This is a genomic window from Mesorhizobium sp. M0227 (assembly GCF_040321855.1).
Taxonomy (GTDB): Bacteria; Pseudomonadota; Alphaproteobacteria; order Rhizobiales; family Rhizobiaceae; genus Mesorhizobium.
This window is the reverse complement of record NZ_JAMYSJ010000008.1, coordinates 72,317-94,036: the sequence shown is the minus strand read 5'-3', so window position 1 is coordinate 94,036 and position 21,720 is coordinate 72,317. Positions and strand designations below refer to the sequence as shown.

Genomic DNA, 21,720 nt, shown 5'->3' with positions numbered 1-21,720 from the left:
AAAATCATAGGCTCTCAAGGGAGCGATCTGCCTGGGATCGCCGGTTTGAAGCCGGCTCAGCCGACCGACAGGTTGACGGCCTTGGGACCCTTGCCGCGCTTGTCCGGCTCGGTGTCGAACGACACTTTCTGGCCATCCTCGAGACCGGGAAGACCGGACGCCTGCACGGCTGAAATATGGACGAAAACATCCTTCGCTCCATCATCGGGCGTGATGAAGCCGAAGCCCTTGGCATGGTTGAAGAATTTGACGGTGCCGGTCTGCGGCATGGGAAGCTCCTTTGTCCCATAAACTCCAGTCTCGGGCCGGCAAATGCCCGAGTGGAAATTTGTCCTTTATTTTAGCGTCATCGGCAAGGGAAAGTTTTGCGGGCGTCTAAAGCACGTTGCGGCGCGCTTTGGGTCTTTGTTTTTATGCAAGTCGTTGCCCAGAACCTGGCGGCTTGGGCGACATCACCGGCCCGCGCCTTCGATAAGGAAAAGGCGCGACGAAGATCGCCGCGCCTTTCAAAATTCAGATCCCTCTCCAGGCCAGGTGCAGGCATGGAGCCTCCGTCGCACGTCCGAGTGACATGCGGCGCGCCGATGGCTCAGGCTGCGCGGAGGTTGACGGCCTTGGGGCCCTTGCCCATGCGGTCCGGCTCGACGTCGAAGGTGACCTTCTGGCCGTCGACGAGCGTGCGCAAGCCGGAGGCTTCGATCGCGGAGATATGGACGAACACATCCTTGGCGCCACCATCGGGCGTGATGAAACCGAAGCCTTTGGTCGCGTTGAAGAATTTAACGGTGCCGGTCTGGGCCATTGGGGAAACTCCTTCACCCGTTCAGTCTTTGGTGGTCCCGCCCGCCGCCTGGCGCAAAGGGCAGTTCCCGGTGGTTGCTTCGGCAGTCATGCATTGGCGCATGGTCAAACCCCCCGCCGAAAACGGGGCCGTCAGAGATTCACAGTATCGGGGAAAGGTCGTCCAAAACGTTCCGCTCTCCGGGTCGCAAATGCCCGAACACGGAATTTATCGCACGGAAACGTGATGGTTGCAAGATACCGCCGCGGGCCGCCACACTGGGCGCATCCCGACGCAAGGATCGACTGACTTGGGCATCGATGGGCTCGGCATAGGCTTGCTTGCCGGTCGGGTCTTCGGCCAAAGCCAGCCCACGAATGGGCCAGACATCGGCGGCGCGCTACCCCCCCTTGCGGGCCAGGCGCCGTCGTCGTTGCGGGGCCCAAACGGGGGGTTGCATTTGGCAAGGGAATGGCGAGGATCGATAACCGGGGACGCGATCGTGGGAGATCATCATGAAATTTCTGGCGGCAATCTTTTCGCGGCAGGGTTTTGCCATCCTGTTGCTGTCGGCAATTCTTGCCGCCTGCACCGTCGTCGTCGATGAGGGACCAGGGCCGCGCCCGCGTCCGCCACGGCCCGAACCGCAATATTGCAGCAAGCAGTACGAGCCGGTCTGTGCCCGCCGCGGCGGCGACCGCCAGACCTTCGCCAATGCCTGTCTTGCCGACCGGGCCGGCTACCGCATCGTGCGCGACGGCCCGTGCCGCGACGGCGGCGGTGGCGGTGGCGGTGGCGGTGAAGAGCAGACGTTCTGCACCCGCGAATATGCTCCGGTCTGCGGCCGCCGTCATGGCGAGATGCGCACCTTCCCCAATTCCTGCGAAGCCCGCGCCGCGGACTATCGCGTCGTTGGCGACGGGCCGTGCTGAGAACGATGCGCCTTGTTGAGGACGACAGGCGTCAAGCCGTCGGCTTCACCTGGCGACAGTAGGCGATGAACTCGGACGCGGGCATGGGTCTGGCGAAAAGCCAGCCCTGGGCGTAGTCGACGTCGCGCGCCGCGAGGTAGTCGGCTTGCGCCTGCGTTTCCACGCCCTCGGCAACGATCTTCAGCTTTAGTGTCTTGGCCATGTCGATGATATGCGGGGTGACGGAACTGGTGGCGGAATTCGTGCTGATCGTATCGATGAACGATTTGTCGATCTTGAGCGCATCGAGCGGCAGCCCCTCGAGATAGGACAGGCTGGAATAGCCGGTGCCGAAGTCGTCGATTGCCACTGCGTGGCCAAGTTCGCGGGCACGAACGAGCGTCGAGCGGGCCGAGTTGATATCGACGAAACCTCGCTCCGTCGCCTCGAGCCAGATTTGCTGGGGCCGGATCCCGGTGTGCTGCAACGCCTTTTCGATGATAGGCAGGACCCGCGCGGTGCCGACATCGGTTGCGCTGAGATTGATGGCGATGTGAAGCGAGCGGTCGGCGACCAGAAGCCTGTTCAGGTCGAACACAACCATCGCAATGACCTGATCGGTGATCGCCGTGATCAGGCCGCTCTCTTCCGCCAGCGGAATGAAGAGATCGGGCCGGACGAGGGAACCGTTCGGCCGCTTCCAGCGCACCAGCGCTTCCGCCCCGATGCAATTGCCGGTCCTGAGTTCGACGATCGGCTGATAGTGGACGATGAATTCGCGCTTGCGCATGGCGATCTGCAATTCTCCCAAGGGCGAAAGCCGCCTTCGCGACAGCCACACAACCATGCCGATGATGAAGGCGGCCATGAAGGCGCCGAGCGGGAGCAGCAGGAATTGCTGCTGGCGAACGCTGCCCAGGATCTGGCTTGTCGGTTCGGTGGCGACAGCGATCCAGCCCGTCTCGCGCGCCGTGGCAAACAGGAGATCGTCATCGATGCCTTCGCCGGGGCCGGCGACGATCTTCTCGATGCGGGCGGGATCCGGTCCGTTCAGCGCGCCAAGCAGGATGCCCGTTTGCGTCGTCAAAGCGAGCTGGACACCGGGATCGACGATGACGTCGACAAAGCGTACCGGATCGACAAGGACATTGTGGTCCCTGTATTGCAGCGCCATCAGAAAATGGTCCTCGCTCATCACCGGCTGCATGCGGGCGGTGACGGCAATGCCGTCCCTGGTGGTGAAGTCCGGGATGGATTGCGCAACGCGCCCTTCAGTCAGTCCCCAGGAAGAGCATTTGAGCAGGCCATTTTCGAAATAGCCCATCTCTTCGATCGGGCGCGTGTTGATGGTGAGTTGCCGCATGCGGGCTATATGGTCCGCCGAACAGCGGACGCCGGTGAACTGGTCGATCTGCCGCAAGGCGACGGTCGCATCCTTGAGCGAGATGTCGGCCCTGGCGATGGCGCGGCTGGCGAACAACTGCAGCCGCTCATGTTCCTTTTGGACGGCCTGAAGCCAAGCGAGATGAAACATAGCCGCTATCGGTACGATGGCGCCCAGCATGGCCAACACCACCGCCGTCACGATGATGCGCGACCTGTCCATGCGCCTCCTGCCTTCGGGTATGAGCGGCGATCGTGGGTGGTCGCCCGCAAACGTCTCGGCCACCAATCGTGGCAGCGGCCCGGTTCAGGCGGATCTTAGGGCCTCGATCTTACGTGAACTTTAATGGAGTCGTGGGGCAGCACCGCCGCTCTAAACCGGATAGGCGCCGTCGGCCGGGCCGGCGTAAAGCTCGCAGCCATTGTCGTCGCAGATGCGCAGGCGATCGGGGATTTGCGGCATGGCCAGCGTGTGGAACAGCGCGGTGGCGCCCTGCAGCGCGGCGCGCAGGTTCGGCGCCTCCAGTGATACCTTGTCGAGAGTGGCTTCGTCGGCGTCGCGCGACCGGTAGAACTCGATGACGAAATTCAAGCGCGCCTCCGTGGCAGAGCATTGCGCAGGCCTGTCCAGTCAATTCGTCCCCTCACAGAGGGACGACGGAAAGGGCGCACGAGGCGCGCCCTCCAGTTTGTCAGCCCTTCGACTTCGGCTTCAGGCTGCTCTCCGCCTGCTTGACCGAGGAGCCGAACGGGGAGGCGGGCTTGGCCACGACCTTGTCCTTCTTCGGCTTGCGCGTTTCGCGGTTGCTTCGCTGTTGACCTTTGGACATGTCGTGCTCCTGCTTCAGTGTTGGCGGTGGGGTCTCAGATGAGCGGGTTGCTGGCAACAACCGGGTTGCCGGCAACAACCGGATCTGCCGGTTCGAGATTGTCTTCGGTGGTGACCCGTTCATAGGTCTCCTGCTCGCTGCGGATGCGGTATTGCGGCGAACCATCCTTGACCGGCAGCCTGCTCTTGATCTGGAACAGTTCGGCGGTCTTCTGGACGAGGCCGGTGCGGCTCTTCATGCGCACGGTCTGACCGATCGAAAACTGGTGCGCGGGCGTGTCGGTGCGCGGGCGCGCATTCTGCTGGAAACGGATCATGCTGCATTCTCCCTGTCGCGCTTCAGCGCTGTTTCGAGTTCGAGGTAATCGATGGCGACAAGCTGGCTGGTGGGCGGGTTTTTCGCTGCCCTTGCCGGCAGATGGATGAAAGTGGCGACGCGGCGCCAGGCAAGCCGCGACATGCCCTCGATCAGCTCTTCGTCGTGGTCGATGTCGTAGTCGCCGGCCGGCAGCTGCCCTTCCAGTCCGCCGAGCACGAAAGGTGCGGTGAAGTGCGCGATGGAGTGGGTGGTGCGGTCCGGCATTGTCTACCTATGCAAAGCAGCGGTCCTGAAAACAAAAAAGCGGGGACGAGCCCCGCTTTCCTATTTCCGGCTGTCGCTGGAAATAAGCCGCTTTCGAGAGCTGCCAGTACATCCGTGGTCAGCGTTCATCGAATTCGGCCGGATCAGATCAATTGCAAATTGGCGGCCGACTCGCGGCCCTTGGTGTCACGCTCCAACTCGAACTGCAGCTTCTGGCCTTCGGCGAGGCCGGGGAAGCCGGCGCGCTCCAGTGCGCTGACATGGACAAAGACGTCCTTGCCGCCATCGGTCGGCTGAATGAAGCCGAAGCCCTTCTGGCCATTGTAGAACTTCACGGTTCCGGTGTTCATGTCGGTCTTTCGAAGAATGAGAATGGTCGCGCGGAGCGAATATGCCGCGCGCCCGGTATCGATGATTTGGAATGAGATTGGCGGGTCGAAAACCTCTGACGCCGCGAGATGCCAATTCTGGCCCAAAGCGATCCTGTACAGATAGGCCTTTGTTGTAATTTAATCAAGGCGTTTTAAAATAAAATTGGGCTTCATTCAAAAAATTGCGCGCTGTAACTATCAGAAAAATGATGATACAAATTCATACAATTCAAAAACTGTTTGAAGATTAGCGGGAATAATTCTCCCGGTATTTTCATTTTTCTTGTGAGTTGAAGAAGGAGACCTCGAGATGTCCGTAAAGACGCCAACAGGCACCCCCGTAACGATCACGCCGGTCGCAAAGCCGGTAATGGCAAAGCCGATGGTTGTCCTGTCGCCGCGGCTGACTGTCAGAAGTGACGAGGCGGCAAAGCGAAGGATCGCCGACACCGATGGAACGGTTCGGCGTGCCAGGCAGGTTGCCGAGACCAATCGCCTGATTTGATCTTTCCGCGCCGACGAAAGGGCGAGACAGCAAGCGAAGCCTTGAACCTGGCGCGCCAATGGCCTAGATCGCCACAGGCGGATAAAACACGGCAGGTTTCCCATCAACAGAGATCAAAGACGAGCGGCGGGTGCGGGAGCCAGGTCTGGCGCAGGCGGACAGCCGCCGCTGGGCCTCGACCAGTATGTGCAGCAGGCGTTACAACTGCATCAGGCGGGGCGCCGGCAAGAGGCTGAGACGATCTACCGGCAGGTGCTGGCGCGTCAGCCCAAGCATGCGGCCGCGGCGCATTTCCTGGGACTGCTGCTGCACCAGACCGGGCGCAGCGAAGAAGGGCTGGATCTCATCGAACGGTCGGTGAGCCTGCAGCCGACGAATCCCGATTTTCTCAACAATTTCGGTACGGTGATGCGCGACCTCGGCCGCCCTGCTGCGGCCATCGATTTCTTCCGCGGTGCGGTGGATCTGCGGCCGGACCAGCTCGCGGCGCGCGACAATCTCGGCTCATCGCTGAAGCAGGTCGGCCAGTTCGAAGAGGCCGAAGAGATTTATCGCGGCACGGTTGCACGCAACCCATTTCATGTGCGCGCCCGCATCGGGCTTGCCGAAACCCTGCAGGAAGCCGGGCGGCTGGATGAGGCGCTCGCCATCTTCCGCGAAGCGCTGACGATCCGGCCCAAGGATGCCGACCTGCTGCACGGGCTCGGCGTCGGGCTGATGGAAAAGGGCAAGCTCGACGAGGCGGCCGACCTGTTCCGGCAGGCGTTGGCGATCAATCCCGCCATGGCCACAGCCTGGCTGATGCTGACGCAGGTCAAGCGCCAGAAGGAGCGCGACAGCGAGCTTGGGGGCATGGAGGCCCAGCATGCCAAGGCGCCGCAGGACAGCCTGGCACGCATGCAGCTGTCTTTCGGACTCGGCAAGGCGAATGACGATCTCAGGGATTATGGCCGGGCCTTCGACTATTTCGCCGAAGGCAATGCGATCCGCCGCAAAGGCATCGACTACGATCAGGCCAGGACGCGGGCCGAGTTCGAAGCGATGAAGGCCACCTTCGATGCCGGCTTCTTCGAGAAGCACAGGCCCAGCTCAATCAGCGACGACACGCCGATCTTCATCGTCGGCATGCCGCGTTCGGGCACGACGCTGGTCGAACAGATCATTGCCAGCCATCCGCAGGTCTACGGCGCAGGCGAGCTCAGCATCTTGAAGAAGGCGGTCGGCAGGCAGTTCCCGGCGACCATGCCGGGTGGCTTCCCCTGGGGCGTATCGGATATGGGCGATGCGGATTTTGCCGAGGCCGGCCAAGCCTATCTCGACATGCTGCATGCCCGCTATCCGAACATGCGCCACGTCACCGACAAAATGCCGGGCAACTTCCTGCTTGTCGGCTTCATCCACATGATGATGCCGAAGGCCAGGATCATCCACTGCGCGCGCGATGCGGCGGCCACCTGCCTGTCGATCTACAAGGTGCATTTCCGCGGCGACAGCCATCGCTATGGCTACGATCTCGGCGAGCTCGCCGACTTCCACAATCTCTACACCGACATCATGAAGCATTGGCACACGGTGCTGCCGGGCGTCGTGCATGATGTACGCTACGAGGATTTTGTCGCCGACCAGGACGGACAGACGCGGGCATTGATCGCTCATCTCGGCCTGCCTTGGGACGATGCGGCACTATCGTTCCACGAAACCGACCGACCGGTTCGCACGGCTTCAGCCGCACAGGTGCGCCAGCCGATGTATCAGGGGTCGGTCGATCTGTGGAAGCGCTATGGAGACCGGCTCAAGCCGTTGCTGGACAAGCTGGATTAGTGCAACGCTATCTAGCTGATCGCGTGGCCTTAGAGATTGGCCTAAGCACTCGCGTCGTCATCCTAGGGGCTTCGCGACGGAGCTTCGCTCCTGCTTCGCCCTAGGATGACGAAGCTGAGGCTTCTTCTAATCGCTACCGGCTGCTCAAAGCTCAATGAATGGCTTGAAGCCACCGAAGATCATGCGCTTGCCGTCGAACGGCATGTCCGCCCAATCGGCCTTCAAGCGCGGGTCGGCCATCACCTTGGCCATGACGGCATCGCGGCTCTCCCGCGACTCATAGACGGCCCAGGCGAAGACGACGATCTCGTCGTCCTTGGCCTGCACGGCACGCGGGAAGGACGTGACCTCGCCATAGGGCACGTCGTCGCCGATGCATTCGACATAGGCGAGCGCGCCATGTTCCCTCCAGATAGGCCCTGCGAGGTTGGCCAGCTTCTTGTAGTCATCGAGTTTTGCCTTGGATACGGCAAGTACGAAACTATCGACATAGGACATTTTGGATCTCCTCCTGGAAGTTCACGGGGCCTCACCGGCGCTGGCCGGTGAGGGGCTCGGGCCATCGGCGGCAGATCAGGCTTTCTTCACCGGCGCGTTCATCGCCCATTCGACGCCGAACGGGTCGCGCATATTGCCCCATTGATCACCCCAGAACATGACCTGGAGCGGCACGGCGACTTCGCAGCCGGCATCGACGGCGCGCTTCCACCAGGCTTCGATATCGTCGCTGCCGAGGTGAAGCTGCATTGTGTAACCCTGCGGCTTGACGGCGGGCATTCCGTTTTCCGGATAGAAATCGGAGAGCATGAGCGTCGAGCCGTTGATGTAGAGGTGAATGTGCATGGTGCGGCCTTTTTCGTCCGCCGGATAGGCAAAGACCTGCTCCGCGCCGAAGGCCTTCTTGTAGAATTCGGCAGCCTTGAAGGCGCCATCCAACTGCAGATAGGGGGTCAATCCGCCGAGCACTTTGGCCGCGGGCTGAACGGGGGTCTGGTCAGTCATTTGTTGTTCCTCTTTGCGTTTGGCCTTGCGAGCCAAAGGACGGATGAGGCGGCGGCGATCCTACATGGCGGCGAATTTTTTTTGGCGGTCGGCCCTTGATAATCCCGGACAGCCCGCGGGCTCGAGCGAGAGGCCTGAAACGAACTTGCGTCGGCGGCCCCCAATCAGAGCGCAATTCTCGCTGCTCGCGGGCTAGAACAGTTGGACGCGAACGCCGCTTCAACCCCGGGATGGCAATGATCCTCTACTATCAGACCCACTCACCCTTCGCGCGTAAGGCGCTCGTCTTCGCTCATGAGGTCGGCATTGCCGATCGGCTCGAGGTCATTCATCACGAGACCAGTCCGACCTTGCGCAATGCTCGCGTCTACGCCGAAAATCCGCTCGGCAAAGTGCCGGTGCTGTTGCGGCCCGACGCGTCGCCGATGTTCGATTCCGATGTCATCTGCGCCTATCTCGACACACTGCATGACGGCCGCAAGCTGCTGCCGCAGGGCGGCGAGGCGCGCTGGCAGGCGTTGCGGCTGCAGTCGGTTGCCCAAGGCCTGGCTCAGACGGGTATAGCCTTGCGCTGGGAGACGGAAAGAAGACCCGAACAGCTGCGTTATAGCGCTCTCGCCGACGGACACCGGGAAAAGATCGAGGCGAGCTACGATTGGATCGAAAGCACGCTGGACGACGAGGCACCGCTCCATGTCGGCCATATAGCCTTGGCCACGACGCTGTCCTGGATGGCGTTCCGCCACCTTCCGCCTTTTCGCTCACGGGCGCGGCTGACGCGCTGGTTCGACGCTTTCGAGAAGCGCGTATCGATGCAGGCGACGCCGCTTTCAGGCGATACGCATGACTGACCAGCACCTCGTGACATTCGGCGTCAATAGCGACGGTTGTTTTGCGCGTCGAAGACGTCCGGAAAGCCGATATCCTTGCGCAGCGAGGCTGGCAGTGAAAGCAGGATGCGCTCGCTGCGGTGACGAGCGCGCGCTGCCGCATATCGGGTTGCGACGCGACCGATGGATGAAAGAACCGACATGATAATTCTCCCTGGGTTGGCGCCGGCATCATCGTGTCGGCATCCCAAGGACGCGACGGGCTGAGGCTATCCGACAGACCGTCGAGATTTTTTATCGCGGCGTCTGATGGTCTGTCCGAATGCTGCCGTGCGGACCTACGCAACCCTGAGCGTAGGGATCGCTGAAACATCAACTTCACGCTCTGCGTGCCAAGCATCGAAAGCCGCTTGCATTCGAAGCCAAATCGCGGCGCCGTCGCCGAACAGCTTCCCGAGGCGAGCGGCCACAGCCGGCGAAACCGGCTTCTTTTCGCGGATGATGTCATAGAGCTGCTGCCGGGAGATCCCGAGCAGATTTGCAATTTCCACCTTGGTCTTTCCAGTTGCCGGGATAATGTCCTCAAGCAGCGCTCCCGGGTGGGAGGGACAACGCTCAATAGGACGCGTCGGCTCGTGCACGGTCATAAGTCGAACTTCTCCAGTCTGGCCGCCTCAGTGATATTGCTCGAAATCGACGCGGGCGGCGTCCTTGCCGTCGAACTCGAATGTGATGCACCACGGACCGTTGACGTGGACCGTGTAGCGGATTGGATCGAAGCCTTTCAGCGGGTGGAAATCGAAGCCGGGAAGGTTCATTTCCTCCGGCTTCTCCGAAGCTTCCAGGCGGTCAAGCCGGACAAGAATGCGCTTGTGCATCTTGGCGTCGATCTTGCCGGTCTTTCCAGTTTGAAAGAGGTCCGACAGCGCCTTGTTCTTGAAGGACTTGATCATCGGTATATGTAAACAGATTGCTTACAAAAAACAAGGTCTGTAAGCAAATAATTTACATGCCAGTCGACTCCGTTGGCCTCATCCTGCCGTTTCAACCACCGAGCGGAAGAAATCCTCCGGGTCTTCGACTTCGGTGAGCTTCCGCTTCTCGATCAGCCAGAATCGGTTGCCGATGGCGCGGATGAAGGAGCGGTCGTGCGAGGCGAGCACGCAGCTTGCCTGATGTGCCAGCAGTTCCGCTTCCAGCGCTTCCTGGCCGTCGATGTCGAGATGGTTGGTCGGCTCGTCGAGCAGATAGAAGTTGGGATCGGCGAGCCTGAGCGCCAGCATCATCAGCCGCGCCTTCTGGCCGCCGGACAGCACGCCGATCTTTTTCTCCTGCATCTCGATGACCACGCCGGCGCCGGCCAGCAACGACCGTGCGCGCTGCTCGCCGATATCGTAGCGCCGCGAGACCAGCGCCAGCGGCGTGTCGTCGCCGCTGATGCCGGACAGCGCCTGGTCGCTGTAGCCGAGCACGGTCGACGGCGTCACCTTCACATTCCGCAACGTGTCCGGTTCGATGATGGCGTTGCGGATCAAGGTGACGAAGCGCGACTTGCCGACGCCGTTGCGTCCGAGCAGCACGATGCGGTCGCCTTGGCAGATGTGGCGCTTGCCGGTCCTGAACAGCAGCGTGCCGTCGGGCGTTTCCACCGCCGCGTCGTCGAGCGTGATCAGCACTTTGGCGTGAGTGCCGCGATTGGCCAGTTTTATGGCACCCGCCGACTTCTCGCGATGCGCCGGGTTCGCCGCTTCCTCTAGTTTTTCGGCCCGCTGGTTGAGTTGCTTGGTCTTGACCGTCAGCAGATCGCTGCCCGAATTGATGCCGATGTTGTTGAGCTTGGCCGCCTGTCGGCGCAATTGCTGCGCCACCTTCATGTCGCGCTGGAACTTGCGCTCCGTCGAAGCATCGACGTCGTCGAGCGCCTGTCTGGCGCGGGAGTAGGGCAGAGCAAACACCGGCGACTGTTCAGGGCGCAGGAACAGCGTCCGGTTGGTGGTGGCGTCGAGGAAGGCCCGGTCGTGGCTGGCGATGACGACCGGCACTTCGCGCGGCAGCGTGTTCAGCCAAGTTTCGAGCTGGCTGATGCGGGCCAGATCGAGATGGTTGGTCGGTTCGTCGAGCAGCAGCACGTCCGGATCTGTCACCCAGACGCGGGCGATCAGCGCCAGCCTCTGCCAGCCGCCGCTCAGCGCCTGCATTGGCCGCTCGCGCATGGGCTCCGGCACATCGAGTGAATCGAGAACCACGTCGACGCGCCACAGCTCGCTTTCAGCCTGCTCGGGCGGCAAGACGTCGGCCACTACCTGATGGAAGCTGCGGGTGAGAAGGGCCGGGGCAACGGATTGCTCGACATGACCGACGCGCAGGCCGCGCGTGCGGGTGATGTCACCGGAGGTCGGCTCCATCTCGCCGGTCAGGCATTTCAGCAAGGTCGACTTGCCGCGGCCATTGGCGGCGACAATGCCGAGCCGGTCGCCGGAGCCGATGGTGAGGTCGAGATTGGCAAACAGCGGCGCACTCATGGTGACGCCGAGGGATTTGAGGCTGATCAGGGCCATTTTGATTTCTCTGGTCTTGCCGGAGGAAAAGTCCGGTTCAATGCACTTTGACGGTGCGCAGGCTGGCCATCAGGCTCGGCGTTGCAACACCACGAAGGGCAGACCAAAAAATCGAAGCGGGAAAACCCGGACCGTCCCTGGTCAGCCCTGCAAGCAAGCTCGCAGGGCAGAAATCGGGCCACGCTGACGATGGTGACGATGAAACGTAAACACGTGAGCCCTCCTTTCAAGACGTTCGAGTGTGCGGAGCGATTACACCAAAGGCGAGGCTGGTGGCAAGTGGGCGGTCCAGGAGGGAGCGATGCGGTGAAGCTGCCAATCTCCCCCCTCGTGGGGGAGATGTCCGGCAGGACAGAGGGGGGCGCTGTCCTGCCGGCGTTTGAATGAACTACTTCCCCGGCCGTCCGGTCTTGCCGGGCCTGCGCTTTTCGCGGCGAGCGTCGCTTGGATCCTCGTAGGAGCCGATGCCGGCGCGTTGGCGGACGATTGGTTTGCCGTCGTGTTCCTTCGCGCCCCCCTCTGTCCTGCCGGACATCTCCCCCACTTGGGGGGAGATCGGCTGTGGCTTGGCCGGCACTTTTCCTTCGACCGGCTTTTCCGTGCGCCTGACCGTCATCTCATCCAGCGAGTTCTTCTTGAACAGCGGCTTGGTGGCGTCGCCCGGAATGCCGAAGTCGGAGCCGTGCGCTTCCTGCGCCGACTGTTTCTTGAACAGCGAGCGCGATACGGCGCCTGACGGTGTCGTCATGTCGGTGCCAGGGCCCATATCGTCGATCGAAGGCTTGGCAAACAGCGGCTTCTTTACCGGTACGGCGCCATCGGCGCCCATTTCGTCGAGCGCTGGTTTGCGGAAGAGGTTGGGCCGGGCGGCCCTGGCGGCTTCCTCTGCGGCCTGTGCCGCGTCGAGCTTGCGGAAACGCTCCTGTTCCTCAGCTGTACGGTGTTTGGCCACACCCTTGTTGTGCTTGCCTTTTTCGCGACCCGAGGCCGGGCTTTCCATATCGGCGTATTTGGCCAGTGGGTCTTCGGAGATGGACAGTTCCATCTCTCGCAGACGCTTGATCTCGTCGCGGATACGAGCCGCCTTCTCGAAGTCGAGATTGGCCGCGGCATCGCGCATCTGCTTTTCCATCGCGTCGAGATGGGCCTTGAGGTTGTTGCCCATCATGGCGCCGGCATTGTCGGTGAACTGCGAAATGTCGGCGCGGACGTGGTCCTTCTCGTAGACCGAATCCAGAATGTCGGAGATGCGCGACTTGACCGATTCCGGCGTGATGCCGTTGGCCTCGTTCCATTCCACCTGCTTTTCGCGGCGGCGGTTGGTTTCGGCCATCGCCCGTTCCATCGAGCCGGTCACCTGGTCGGCATAGAGGATGACCTTGCCGTCGACGTTTCTGGCGGCGCGGCCGATGGTCTGGATCAGCGAGGTTTCCGAGCGCAGAAACCCTTCCTTGTCGGCGTCGAGAATGGCGACGAAGCCGCATTCAGGAATGTCGAGGCCTTCGCGCAGCAGGTTGATGCCGACCAGCACGTCGAAGGCGCCGAGGCGCAGATCGCGCAGGATCTCGATGCGCTCCAGCGTGTCGATGTCGGAGTGCATGTAGCGGACGCGGATGCCTTGCTCATGTAGATATTCGGTCAAATCCTCGGCCATGCGCTTGGTCAGCACCGTGACCAGCGTGCGATAGCCGGCCTTGGTGGTGTCGCGGATTTCGCCGACGACATCGTCGACCTGGGTCTTGGCCGGGCGAACCTCGACCGGCGGATCGATCAGGCCGGTCGGGCGGATGACCTGTTCGGCGAAGACGCCGCCGGCCTGCTCCATTTCCCAGCCGCCAGGGGTCGCCGAGACGGCGACCGAAAGCGGACGCATGGCATCCCATTCCTCGAAGCGCAGCGGCCGGTTGTCCATGCAGGACGGCAGACGGAAGCCGTATTCGGCCAGTGTCGCCTTGCGGCGAAAGTCGCCGCGATACATGCCGCCGATCTGCGGCACGGTGACATGGCTTTCATCGATGAAGACCAGCGCGTTGTCGGGAATGTACTCGAACAGCGTCGGCGGCGGATCACCCGGCTGGCGGCCGGTGAGATAGCGCGAATAGTTCTCGATGCCGGCGCAGGAACCGGTGGCTTCCAGCATCTCGAGGTCGAAGCGGCAGCGCTGTTCCAGCCGCTGCGCCTCGAGCAGGCGGCCTGCGCGCTCGAGTTCGACCAGCCGGTGCTTGAGCTCTTCCTTGATCGACTTGATCGCCTGGTTCAGCGTCGGGCGCGGCGTCACATAGTGCGAATTGGCGTAGATCTTGACGCTTTTCAGCTCGCCGGTCTTCTGGCCGGTCAGCGGATCGAACTCGGTGATCTGCTCGATCTCGTCGCCGAACATCGAGATGCGCCAGGCGCGGTCTTCCAGGTGGGCGGGGAAGATCTCGATCGTGTCGCCGCGCACGCGGAACGAGCCGCGGACGAAGTTGATGTCCTGCCGCTTGTACTGCTGGGCGACGAGATCGGCGAGCAGCGCGCGCTGGTCGAGCCGGTCGCCGATCTGCATCTGGAAGGTCATCGCCGTATAGGTTTCGACCGAGCCGATACCGTAGATGCAGGACACAGAGGCGACGATGATGACGTCGTCGCGCTCGAGCAGCGAACGCGTCGCCGAGTGGCGCATGCGGTCGATCTGTTCGTTGATCGAGGATTCCTTCTCGATGAAAGTGTCGGTGCGCGGGACGTAGGCTTCCGGCTGGTAATAGTCGTAGTAGGAGACGAAATACTCGACGGCGTTTTCCGGGAAGAATTTCTTGAACTCGGAATAGAGCTGCGCCGCCAGCGTCTTGTTCGGCGCCAGGATCAAGGCAGGGCGCTGCGTCTCCTCGATCACCTTGGCCATGGTGAAGGTTTTTCCGGAGCCGGTGACGCCGAGCAGCACTTGGGTCCGGTCGTTGTTGTCGACGCCTTCGACCAGATCCTTGATCGCGGTCGGCTGATCGCCGGCCGGCTCGAAATCCGAAACCATCTTGATGGCAATGCCGCCTTCGGATTTTTCGGGGCGGGCAGGGCGATGCGGCGTCCACAGCACGCCGTCCTTGTGCAGCGGATTGCCGGATTCGATCAACGCCGACAGTGCCGCCACCGTCGCGGTGACGCTGCCCGAGGCCATGGTCTCGGCGTCCTCCAGCGAGATGTCGAGGCCAGCGACCGGATTCAGGCCGGCTGCCGTGCGCTCCCTGGCTGACGCCGCGCCACCCATCGAGGTGCCGCGCGAACTGCGTCCCGGCGAGCTTGAGCGCTCGGGTATCTTCTTCGACGGCTTCGGCGATTTGCCGCCGTCGCCCTTGCCGACAAGACGTCCTTCGTTTTCGGCTTCCTGCTCGATCTGCTCGGCCCAATCCGCGATCGAACCGGTCAGCGGCGTGCCAGAGAGCTCCGGCTGCGGCATCTCGGCGAAACCGCCTTTGTGCAGCGGCTCGGAGGCGTCGAGGAAATCGGTCAGCGGGCTGCGCCGCTTCGGCGCGGCGCGGTCGTCGTTCGCCGTCGGCGGCGTTTTCTTATCGGGGGATTTGGCCATGTCCCGAATATGGGATTTCCTGGCCAAAATGGAAAGAGCGCGGTGGGGAGAGGCGTGCCGAACAGCGCTGCTCCTGACAGCAGGCTGTCAGGAGCAGGCGGGAAGGTGCGGCCGAAAGCCTCTTGTCGCTACACGCCCCTGGCGGCTGATGCGACCTGCGTCGCCGACCCGTTCAGGCGCGGCACCACGACAAGGCGTTTGATCTTGCCCTTCTTGTAGGCGGCGAGGAAGCGCGCATAGTCCTTGAAGGCGACGCAACCGCTCGACTGGCCGTAGCGGCCTCGAAGCAGGTAGGTATGGGCCAGAAAGCCGTCGCGATTGTATTTGTTGCGGCCATCGGCCGGTGTCAGGCGTAAGGCCTCCACTCCGTGGAAGCGCGTCTCGCGCAGCGACAGATTGTAGGTGTTGGGCGGTGTCGGTCCGCGGTTCTTCTGGTCGGCATAACGCGGCTGGTCCGTCATGGCGCCGATGCCAGAATGAGCCTCGAGCCTTGAGCCGTCAGGCATGTAGACGGTGCCGGCGCTGATATCGTAGACGGCGACGCCATTTCCGGCTCCGCTTCTGGATCCCGGCGAGTTGAACAGATTTCTGAACGCCTTGCCAAGGCCGCCCGAAGGCGTGTCGGGCTTAGCATAGGCCAGCACATCGCCGCCATCGGCCGGCCGTCCTTGCCGCGTCGGTTTTGCCGGCTGGGCCTGCTGGACCGTCTCGCGTGCCGGCTTCGATTGCTGGGCGGGCTTGGGCTGCTGAACAGTTTTGGGCTGCTGAACGGGCTTAGGCTGCTGCTGGACGATTTTGGGCTGCGGCGGGTCGAATTGCGGGCGGCGGGTCGGCAACGGCACGTCGTCGGTCAGCGCGTCCGGCAGCGAGGCGGCATCGCCGGGTTGATCCTGCTGGGTTTCGACGGGTGAAACCGCGACATCGGCTGACGATTCCTCGATCGGCAGCGGTGAGGCGAACGCCTCGTCGTCGGCCGGCAGCGACTGCACGAGGGCAAGCGCCAACTGCGAATTGTCCGGCGTATCGGATTGGGCAAAGCCCATCGGCTGCGGTGCGGTCTGCACGACCACCGAGCCGGTATCCAGCCGGGCGAAACGTTCGGCCGCCGGAACTGGCATGTTATCGGACAGGCTGGCCGTGACCTGGACGGACGGCACCAGCGACGCCTCGGCAATTCGCGGTGCGACGGTGGAGATCACCGGGCGCGTGTTGGCAGTGGCGGCAGGCTTTCCGGCGTCGGCAAAGGCAGCGGCCAGCTTCATCGGCGAAAGCGGCGCTTCCATGCGTTCGAAGCGCTCCTGCGCCTTCGACTTCACGGCGGCTGGCATCGGCTTTGCCTGCGCTACAAGGCGTTCGGACTTTTCCGCCCGTGAGCTTACCCTGGCCAGCTTGAAACAGCTGGCACCGCACTGCACCGAATGATCATGCAGGGCCTGAGTGCCGCCATTGGCATTGGCCAGCACGAAGGGTGCTTTCAAGAAGTGCTGTTTCAGCGGATCGGTAAATGCGAGCGATCCCGGCATGGACAGCGTCTGGGGCAGGCCAACCGAAGTCGCCGACAGCGAGGCGCCGACGGAACTGAGGCCGGCCATGGTGCCGATCAGCCAAAGGCCGATGGCAGTGCTGACGCAGGGCAGTGCGACCCAGCGGGCCACCCGGCCAGCGTTGAAGGAAGAGGAACGCGGAGCATCGACGAACTCGCCGCCCTCACGCTGTCCCCGGTTTTTTTTATGTGTACTCAACAACGCCATGCAACCAATCTCGCTTCAATCGGTTTCCCCGTACGTGGCCTTGAGAGCCGCGACGACCATTCTGTGAGTGATCCCAGGTGGTCCCCGACGCGTTTGCCGCGTCTGTAGTTGGTTGCCAATTGCTTCAAAATATGGACAAAGTTGGTTAATCAATTCCTCTCAAAACCAACGACGAGATGTGGATTTTGGCCAAATCAGCCTTCGTCCACGGCCAGGAAAGTGGTGTTGTCGCCCTTCCGACCTGGTTTTGCTGCCTGTTTTTGGCGGCCGAGTCAAGCAAAACAGCCGCTGCTAATTTTTGCGAAGCGCCTTCGCGCGGCATCTGCAGTGAGGTGACTGCCAGCAGACATCGCTTGGGAAAGGCGCCTGTTTCCAGTAAAAATGTTGCCGGTCTTGCCAAGATTTCCCCTGCGGAAGAGCCTCAACATCCCGCCCTCAGTTGAACCAGAGCGCAAAGGTCAGAAACCCGCCGCCGCCGAACTGGCGCTGGATCTGGTCGAAATCGCTGCTGGTGACGAGCTCGCCGCTTTCGAGGTAGGGCGCGATGGCCGGGCCGGTGATCGACAGCACCAGATCGAAGTTTTTCGGGTCATCGAAGAAGCGCTTCATGTTGATGCCAAGGCCCGTGCCGGCGGTGACGCGGAAATGCGGCAGCAACTTGCGGCCCTCCAGGAGATCTTCGGCCATGGTCAGGGCGGCGAGCCAGGCCTGAACCTGCTCCTCGCCGACTTCGAGGCCGGTGAGCGGGTTCTCGCCCTTCTGCTGCGGTCCAGGCAGCCATTCGCGGTCATTGTCGGTCTCGGCGCGGATCGCCTTCCAGTCCTCGCGCGACAGCCGGATCATTTCCAGCAGGTGGCGGCGCGCCGCTTGCCGGCGCTCCGGTTCGACCACCGGCCAGTTGATGAGATGCACCATCGAGATGAAATCGGCGATGCGCCATTCCGACGAGAAGATGCTCGAGCCCATGTCGCCGGCCGGCGGCACCAGAATATCCTGCAACGGCAGCTTGGCGCGCGGGAACAGCATGTGGAACGAGCCGTCGAAGGTGCTCCTGAAATCATGCGCCAGCCAGAAATCGGCCTGGGCCATCAGGAACTCGGCATAGCCCTGCAGCCAGTACCCGTCGGCGCGGTCGAAACGGAAGGTGAGCGTGGGGACGGCGTCGTCCGATGTAATGCCGCCACGGGACAACGCGGCGATGATCGCCGCCATGCTCTCGTCCGGAGCGATGGTGCCGTCCTCGTTGAGGTCTATGCCCGCACGGGTGAGATCGATCGCCATGCCGATATCGGCGTTCGCCGGCACCGACGCAAACGTCGCCGCGGATTTTTCCAGCCGGTCGCGGAAGCCGACCAGGATGGCGCGGAACTGCTCGTAAGTCAGCGGCTCGGGATTGGGATTGTCGGGCACCGGCAACCGCATCAGTGGCAGCATGAAGGACTGCGGGCTTTCGAAACCATGGCGGTGCAGGCCGGTGGCCAGGATCTCCAATGCGGTGAAGAACTCGCCCGCCCCGGCCGCATAGGCGGATGCCGGGTCGTTTGGCGCGGCGGCCTCCAGCATCGACAGGGCAGCGTCGCGCGCGGCCACGCTCTTCGCCTCGAACAGTCGGGTAGCCGCTTCGGGCATTGCCGCCGACGCGGAAGACAGCGGCAGGAGCAAAATGAAAGCGGTCAGCAGGCCTGCCAGTCGTGTCATCTTTTCCCCCAATATTTGTCGCGCAGCGCAGATATACACCATTTGCAGCGCTGCGCTTCAACCCGCCCGCCGGACGGTCTACACAGGGCAAACAATTGGGCATCGCGTGTCGAATTATCCGTTTTCCTACAAACTGTCCTGGCTGCCGCGTTTCCTGAAGCCGTCTCTGGCCGGCGACGTGCAAGACTTTGCGCTGATGGCTGGGACGCTTATGGATCCGCCGCCGAGGCAGACAATGCGGCTTGCCTTTGTCGGGGACATCTCGGCGGTGGCCAACCGCAGCGCGCCGGATTGCGATCCGGCGATCAAGGCGCTGCTCGGCGCTGCCGATCTGGTGATCGGCAATTGCGAAAGCCCCGTGGTGGACAGACCAAGCGCGGCGCTGGGCACAAGGCTCGGCACGCATCATGCGATGAGCGAGTTGTTTCTGGCCGAGGCGCTGGCGGCGGTTGGTATTGCGCGAGAAAGGCTCGTGCTGTCGCTGGCCAACAACCATGTGCTGGATCAGGGCGTCGCCGGTTTCGACGAGACGGTGGCGGCGTTGCAGCGGCTCGGCATCCGCACGGTCGGCCTGGCCGCCAATGGCCCGGTGGTGCCTGTCCAGGTCGGACCGCTTGATATCGGCTTCGCCGCATTCACGCTGTGGCGCAACGCCGATGAAAAACTGTTTGCGGGGCGCGTTTCGATGGACAGCGATCCGACGGGCTGGCCGCGCGCTGGCTTGGATCTTCTCTGCGCCGTGCCGCATTGGGACTGGGAGTTCCGGCATTTTCCGCGTGCCGAGACGCGGGCGCTGGCCAGGCGGCTGGCCGGGCAGGGCGTCGGACTGATCGCCGGCCATCACGCCCATGTCGTGCAGCCGGTGGAAAGGATCGACAAGACGGTGGTCGCTTATGGACTTGGCGATTTCCTCGGCACCGCCTTCGCCCGCCAGCCATGGCCGGGTCGCATCGGTTCTATCCTCACTGTCGATGTCAGTGCCGATGCCGGTACGCGCGGGACGATCGCGTCTTACCGGCTGCATCCCTTCATGCGCCTGCGCGCCGGCGACCATGAGCGGCTGGTGTTGGTGGAGGCTTTGGAGGGCCGAGTGCGTGACAAGGTCGAGGGGCGACTGAAAGCGATCTTCCCTTCTCCACCAACCGATCAAGGCGTACCCGCTTAAACGTCTGGCGGCCCCTGCAAAACCGACTATCATGCTCCCGCAGAGGCAGGATTGCGGGGGATAGCGGTGGAAACAGCGGATTTCATGCCGAGCGAAACGGTCATCGCCGGCATCCGGAAAGACATCGCGGCCTATGAAGCGGCGAGGGCGTCGGCGGTCAGGCAGGTGCGCTGGCGGGTGCCGGTGTTCGTCGGCCTGGTGCTGGTGGCCGTGGTGCTGGTCGCCTGGCTGTTCAACAAGGTCGCCGACCCCAACGAGCAATGGGTCTCGACGCCGCATGTGTTCCTGTATGTCATCGGCTTCGCGGCTTCGATCCTGCTCTATTTCCAGGCCAGGAAACCGGCGACGCGGCTGCAGCAATCGTTCCGCGAGACGCTGTTGCCGATCATCTTCGGCTTCATCGCCGACATGCGCTACCAGCATGGCGTGACGCCGAATTCATTCGACCGGTTGCCGCGCACGGCGGTTGGTCCGTTCAACCGGCAGGCGTTCGACGACATCGTCGCGGGCCGCTACGAAGGGTTTCCGTTCGAGCTCTACGAGGCGCATCTGCGGGAAGGGTCGGGCAAGGGCTCGTCGACGGCCTTTCAGGGCGTCATCGTCGCCTTCGAGACCATCGCGCCGTTCCCCGGCATATTGGTGGCGACGCGCCGGACCAACGCGGTCATCAGTTTCTTTCGCGGCATATTCGCCAGCAAGCTGCAGGAGCTGTCCAGTGGCGACGTGGCGCTCGACGCCGCGTACGAGTTCCGCACCGACAATCTCGGGGCGGCACAGCCACTGGTGAGCGGCCGGCTGGCGCAGGCGCTGAAATGGCTTGGCGAAACCTGGCCGGACGATCCGGCCCGTGTCGCGCTCAATGGCAGCGATGGGTTCCTGCTGCTGCCGCAGACGAAGAACTTCTTCGAGCTGCCGGATATTTCGGTGCCGCTCGATTACACCACGCATGTCGCGCCGATGATATCGGACATGGGCGCGATGCTGGCGACGGCGGCACTTGTGCGCAAGATCGGCGCGAAGGACGAGATCGATTAGTTGGGCCTCGCTGTCAGCAGTCAAAGCCGTATTGGTCGCGCATGGTGTCCGCCTCCTCTTTCGACATTTTGTTGAACATAACGCAGACGGTGAAGCTGCCGACCTGATGGCCGGCGCGCATATAGCCCCAGTCGGAAATATCGTTTCGGGTGAATTCTATATTCTGCCCGAGGACCACATTACGCACTTGCTCCGGCTGGTTCGCCAATATGCCGACAAAGCCTGTTTCAGTGCGGCGGAACGGGATGACCCAGAAGTGCTCGCTGACGTTGCCGTCGCGCACCTTGACCTTCAATTTGAACCTGTCGGTGTCGGAGGAAGGAGCCTCGGACAGTGCCAGGAATTCATCCAGGCTGGCGAGCGCCTGCGCTGTCGCTGCCGCCATCTCGGGATCGTCCTCGGTAAACATAATCGTCTTGTCATCGCCCGGATCCGCGCCTTGCGCACAGGCGGACCCCGGCGCAAGCGCCAGCATCAGGGACATCGCGGTCCGGACTGCAAGTTTCATGGAAGGCCCCCTTTCATCGTAACGGCGCACCATCCTGCATCCGTTCCCGATTTGCAACCGGAGCGCGAGTTTCATCCACTTCGGAGCGGCGAGTTGAGCTGATCCATGAAACAAAATGTGTATCGATGACCGGTCGGCAGTCTGTTTCGTGATGCCGCTTGAGACGGATTGCGGCGGCCGCGCCGTGATCGAAACCGCCCGCCACAATCCGGCTAAACGACTCTTTTCGCGGACAGAAGTCCGCTCATTGGGGGAGCCGAAGCGGCCTGAAATGATCTCGGTCGCAGACAATGTGTCGGAATTAAGCCTATGATATTGTTTGAAAAATTCACCCAACGTGATTTGCGGAGCGAGCGCTTCCGTTCCAGTTTAAGGCCGTCCGGTGCTGTCGTTTCCCAAGGCGGCCCGGAAAAGTGAAACAGCACGGAGT

The 21,720-nt window shown here is 62.4% G+C and carries 25 protein-coding genes; 5 read left to right on the top strand and 20 right to left on the bottom strand.

The window, feature by feature from the left end:
* Positions 1-56 precede the first annotated feature (56 nt).
* Complete coding sequence (locus NKJ00_RS13450) at positions 57-269, bottom strand: cold-shock protein (RefSeq protein WP_013530020.1); 213 nt, start codon at positions 267-269, stop codon at positions 57-59.
* Positions 270-589: 320 nt separating this feature from the next.
* Complete coding sequence (locus NKJ00_RS13445) at positions 590-802, bottom strand: cold-shock protein (protein ID WP_006202520.1); 213 nt, start codon at positions 800-802, stop codon at positions 590-592.
* Positions 803-1,296: 494 nt separating this feature from the next.
* Between NKJ00_RS13445 and NKJ00_RS13440 the strand changes: the two genes are divergently transcribed.
* On the top strand, positions 1,297-1,713 hold the full coding sequence (locus NKJ00_RS13440; RefSeq protein ID WP_031212712.1) for a Kazal-type serine protease inhibitor domain-containing protein: 417 nt from the start codon (positions 1,297-1,299) through the stop codon (positions 1,711-1,713).
* 31 nt (positions 1,714-1,744) lie between these two features.
* Here the strand turns inward: NKJ00_RS13440 and NKJ00_RS13435 are convergent, their stop codons facing one another.
* The 7 genes from NKJ00_RS13435 to NKJ00_RS13405 all read right to left on the bottom strand — a co-directional run bounded on the left by NKJ00_RS13435 (position 1,745) and on the right by NKJ00_RS13405 (position 5,422).
* Complete coding sequence (locus NKJ00_RS13435) at positions 1,745-3,298, bottom strand: EAL domain-containing protein (protein ID WP_352630033.1); 1,554 nt, start codon at positions 3,296-3,298, stop codon at positions 1,745-1,747.
* Between the two features lie 150 nt (positions 3,299-3,448).
* Positions 3,449-3,667 carry a hypothetical protein gene (locus NKJ00_RS13430; RefSeq protein ID WP_127294949.1) on the bottom strand — a complete coding sequence of 73 codons (219 nt, stop codon included), beginning with the start codon at positions 3,665-3,667 and terminating at the stop codon, positions 3,449-3,451.
* Between the two features lie 100 nt (positions 3,668-3,767).
* Positions 3,768-3,905, bottom strand: a complete 138-nt coding sequence (locus tag NKJ00_RS13425; protein WP_164482279.1) for a hypothetical protein — start codon at positions 3,903-3,905, stop codon at positions 3,768-3,770.
* Between the two features lie 34 nt (positions 3,906-3,939).
* A complete protein-coding gene (locus NKJ00_RS13420) occupies positions 3,940-4,221 on the bottom strand; it encodes a hypothetical protein (RefSeq protein ID WP_023809799.1) in 282 nt (93 codons plus the stop codon).
* Positions 4,218-4,487, bottom strand: a complete 270-nt coding sequence (locus NKJ00_RS13415; protein ID WP_023809798.1) for a hypothetical protein — start codon at positions 4,485-4,487, stop codon at positions 4,218-4,220. The genes NKJ00_RS13420 and NKJ00_RS13415 overlap by 4 nt, the downstream gene beginning before the upstream one ends.
* 143 nt (positions 4,488-4,630) lie before the next feature.
* Entirely contained in the window at positions 4,631-4,837 is a 207-nt protein-coding gene (locus tag NKJ00_RS13410) for a cold-shock protein (RefSeq protein WP_023809797.1), read from the bottom strand.
* 219 nt (positions 4,838-5,056) lie between these two features.
* The gene (locus NKJ00_RS13405) at positions 5,057-5,422 is read right to left on the bottom strand and encodes a hypothetical protein (protein ID WP_352630030.1); all 366 of its coding nucleotides are present in this window, start codon (positions 5,420-5,422) and stop codon (positions 5,057-5,059) included.
* A 127-nt stretch (positions 5,423-5,549) separates the two neighbouring features.
* Here NKJ00_RS13405 and NKJ00_RS13400 point away from each other — a divergent pair, with 127 nt between their 5' ends.
* Complete coding sequence (locus NKJ00_RS13400; protein WP_352630028.1) at positions 5,550-7,184, top strand: tetratricopeptide repeat-containing sulfotransferase family protein; 1,635 nt, start codon at positions 5,550-5,552, stop codon at positions 7,182-7,184.
* A gap of 144 nt (positions 7,185-7,328) precedes the next feature.
* Here NKJ00_RS13400 and NKJ00_RS13395 read toward each other — a convergent pair whose 3' ends face one another.
* A complete protein-coding gene (locus tag NKJ00_RS13395; protein ID WP_352630026.1) occupies positions 7,329-7,682 on the bottom strand; it encodes a DUF1428 domain-containing protein in 354 nt (117 codons plus the stop codon).
* Between the two features lie 75 nt (positions 7,683-7,757).
* Positions 7,758-8,186, bottom strand: a complete 429-nt coding sequence (locus NKJ00_RS13390; protein WP_023809793.1) for a VOC family protein — start codon at positions 8,184-8,186, stop codon at positions 7,758-7,760.
* A 236-nt stretch (positions 8,187-8,422) separates the two neighbouring features.
* On the opposite strand from NKJ00_RS13390, the gene NKJ00_RS13385 reads away from it, so the two are divergent.
* Positions 8,423-9,037, top strand: a complete 615-nt coding sequence (locus tag NKJ00_RS13385) for a glutathione S-transferase family protein (protein ID WP_352610467.1) — start codon at positions 8,423-8,425, stop codon at positions 9,035-9,037.
* Between the two features lie 23 nt (positions 9,038-9,060).
* Here NKJ00_RS13385 and NKJ00_RS13380 read toward each other — a convergent pair whose 3' ends face one another.
* From NKJ00_RS13380 to NKJ00_RS13345, 8 genes are all read right to left on the bottom strand, one after another.
* Complete coding sequence (locus NKJ00_RS13380) at positions 9,061-9,219, bottom strand: hypothetical protein (protein ID WP_352553483.1); 159 nt, start codon at positions 9,217-9,219, stop codon at positions 9,061-9,063.
* Positions 9,220-9,354: 135 nt separating this feature from the next.
* Entirely contained in the window at positions 9,355-9,663 is a 309-nt protein-coding gene (locus NKJ00_RS13375; RefSeq protein ID WP_127268663.1) for a HigA family addiction module antitoxin, read from the bottom strand.
* A gap of 27 nt (positions 9,664-9,690) precedes the next feature.
* The gene (locus tag NKJ00_RS13370; protein WP_023809788.1) at positions 9,691-9,969 is read right to left on the bottom strand and encodes a type II toxin-antitoxin system RelE/ParE family toxin; all 279 of its coding nucleotides are present in this window, start codon (positions 9,967-9,969) and stop codon (positions 9,691-9,693) included.
* A 78-nt stretch (positions 9,970-10,047) separates the two neighbouring features.
* Entirely contained in the window at positions 10,048-11,574 is a 1,527-nt protein-coding gene (locus NKJ00_RS13365) for an ABC-F family ATP-binding cassette domain-containing protein (protein ID WP_352630023.1), read from the bottom strand.
* A gap of 388 nt (positions 11,575-11,962) precedes the next feature.
* A complete protein-coding gene (gene uvrB, locus NKJ00_RS13360; protein WP_352440381.1) occupies positions 11,963-15,133 on the bottom strand; it encodes an excinuclease ABC subunit UvrB in 3,171 nt (1,056 codons plus the stop codon).
* A 128-nt stretch (positions 15,134-15,261) separates the two neighbouring features.
* Positions 15,262-16,884 carry a DUF2778 domain-containing protein gene (locus tag NKJ00_RS13355; RefSeq protein WP_352630020.1) on the bottom strand — a complete coding sequence of 541 codons (1,623 nt, stop codon included), beginning with the start codon at positions 16,882-16,884 and terminating at the stop codon, positions 15,262-15,264.
* A gap of 145 nt (positions 16,885-17,029) precedes the next feature.
* The gene (locus tag NKJ00_RS13350) at positions 17,030-17,284 is read right to left on the bottom strand and encodes a hypothetical protein (protein ID WP_155930561.1); all 255 of its coding nucleotides are present in this window, start codon (positions 17,282-17,284) and stop codon (positions 17,030-17,032) included.
* A 35-nt stretch (positions 17,285-17,319) separates the two neighbouring features.
* A complete protein-coding gene (locus tag NKJ00_RS13345) occupies positions 17,320-18,582 on the bottom strand; it encodes a hypothetical protein (RefSeq protein WP_023809781.1) in 1,263 nt (420 codons plus the stop codon).
* Between the two features lie 106 nt (positions 18,583-18,688).
* On the opposite strand from NKJ00_RS13345, the gene NKJ00_RS13340 reads away from it, so the two are divergent.
* Both NKJ00_RS13340 and NKJ00_RS13335 read left to right on the top strand, forming a co-directional pair.
* Positions 18,689-19,747, top strand: a complete 1,059-nt coding sequence (locus tag NKJ00_RS13340; RefSeq protein ID WP_023809780.1) for a CapA family protein — start codon at positions 18,689-18,691, stop codon at positions 19,745-19,747.
* An 84-nt stretch (positions 19,748-19,831) separates the two neighbouring features.
* Entirely contained in the window at positions 19,832-20,782 is a 951-nt protein-coding gene (locus NKJ00_RS13335; protein ID WP_352630018.1) for a hypothetical protein, read from the top strand.
* Between the two features lie 13 nt (positions 20,783-20,795).
* On the opposite strand, the gene NKJ00_RS13330 is transcribed toward NKJ00_RS13335, so the two are convergent.
* Positions 20,796-21,626, bottom strand: coding sequence for a YegJ family protein (locus NKJ00_RS13330; RefSeq protein WP_352630016.1), 831 nt, complete (start codon positions 21,624-21,626; stop codon positions 20,796-20,798).
* Positions 21,627-21,720 lie beyond the last annotated feature (94 nt).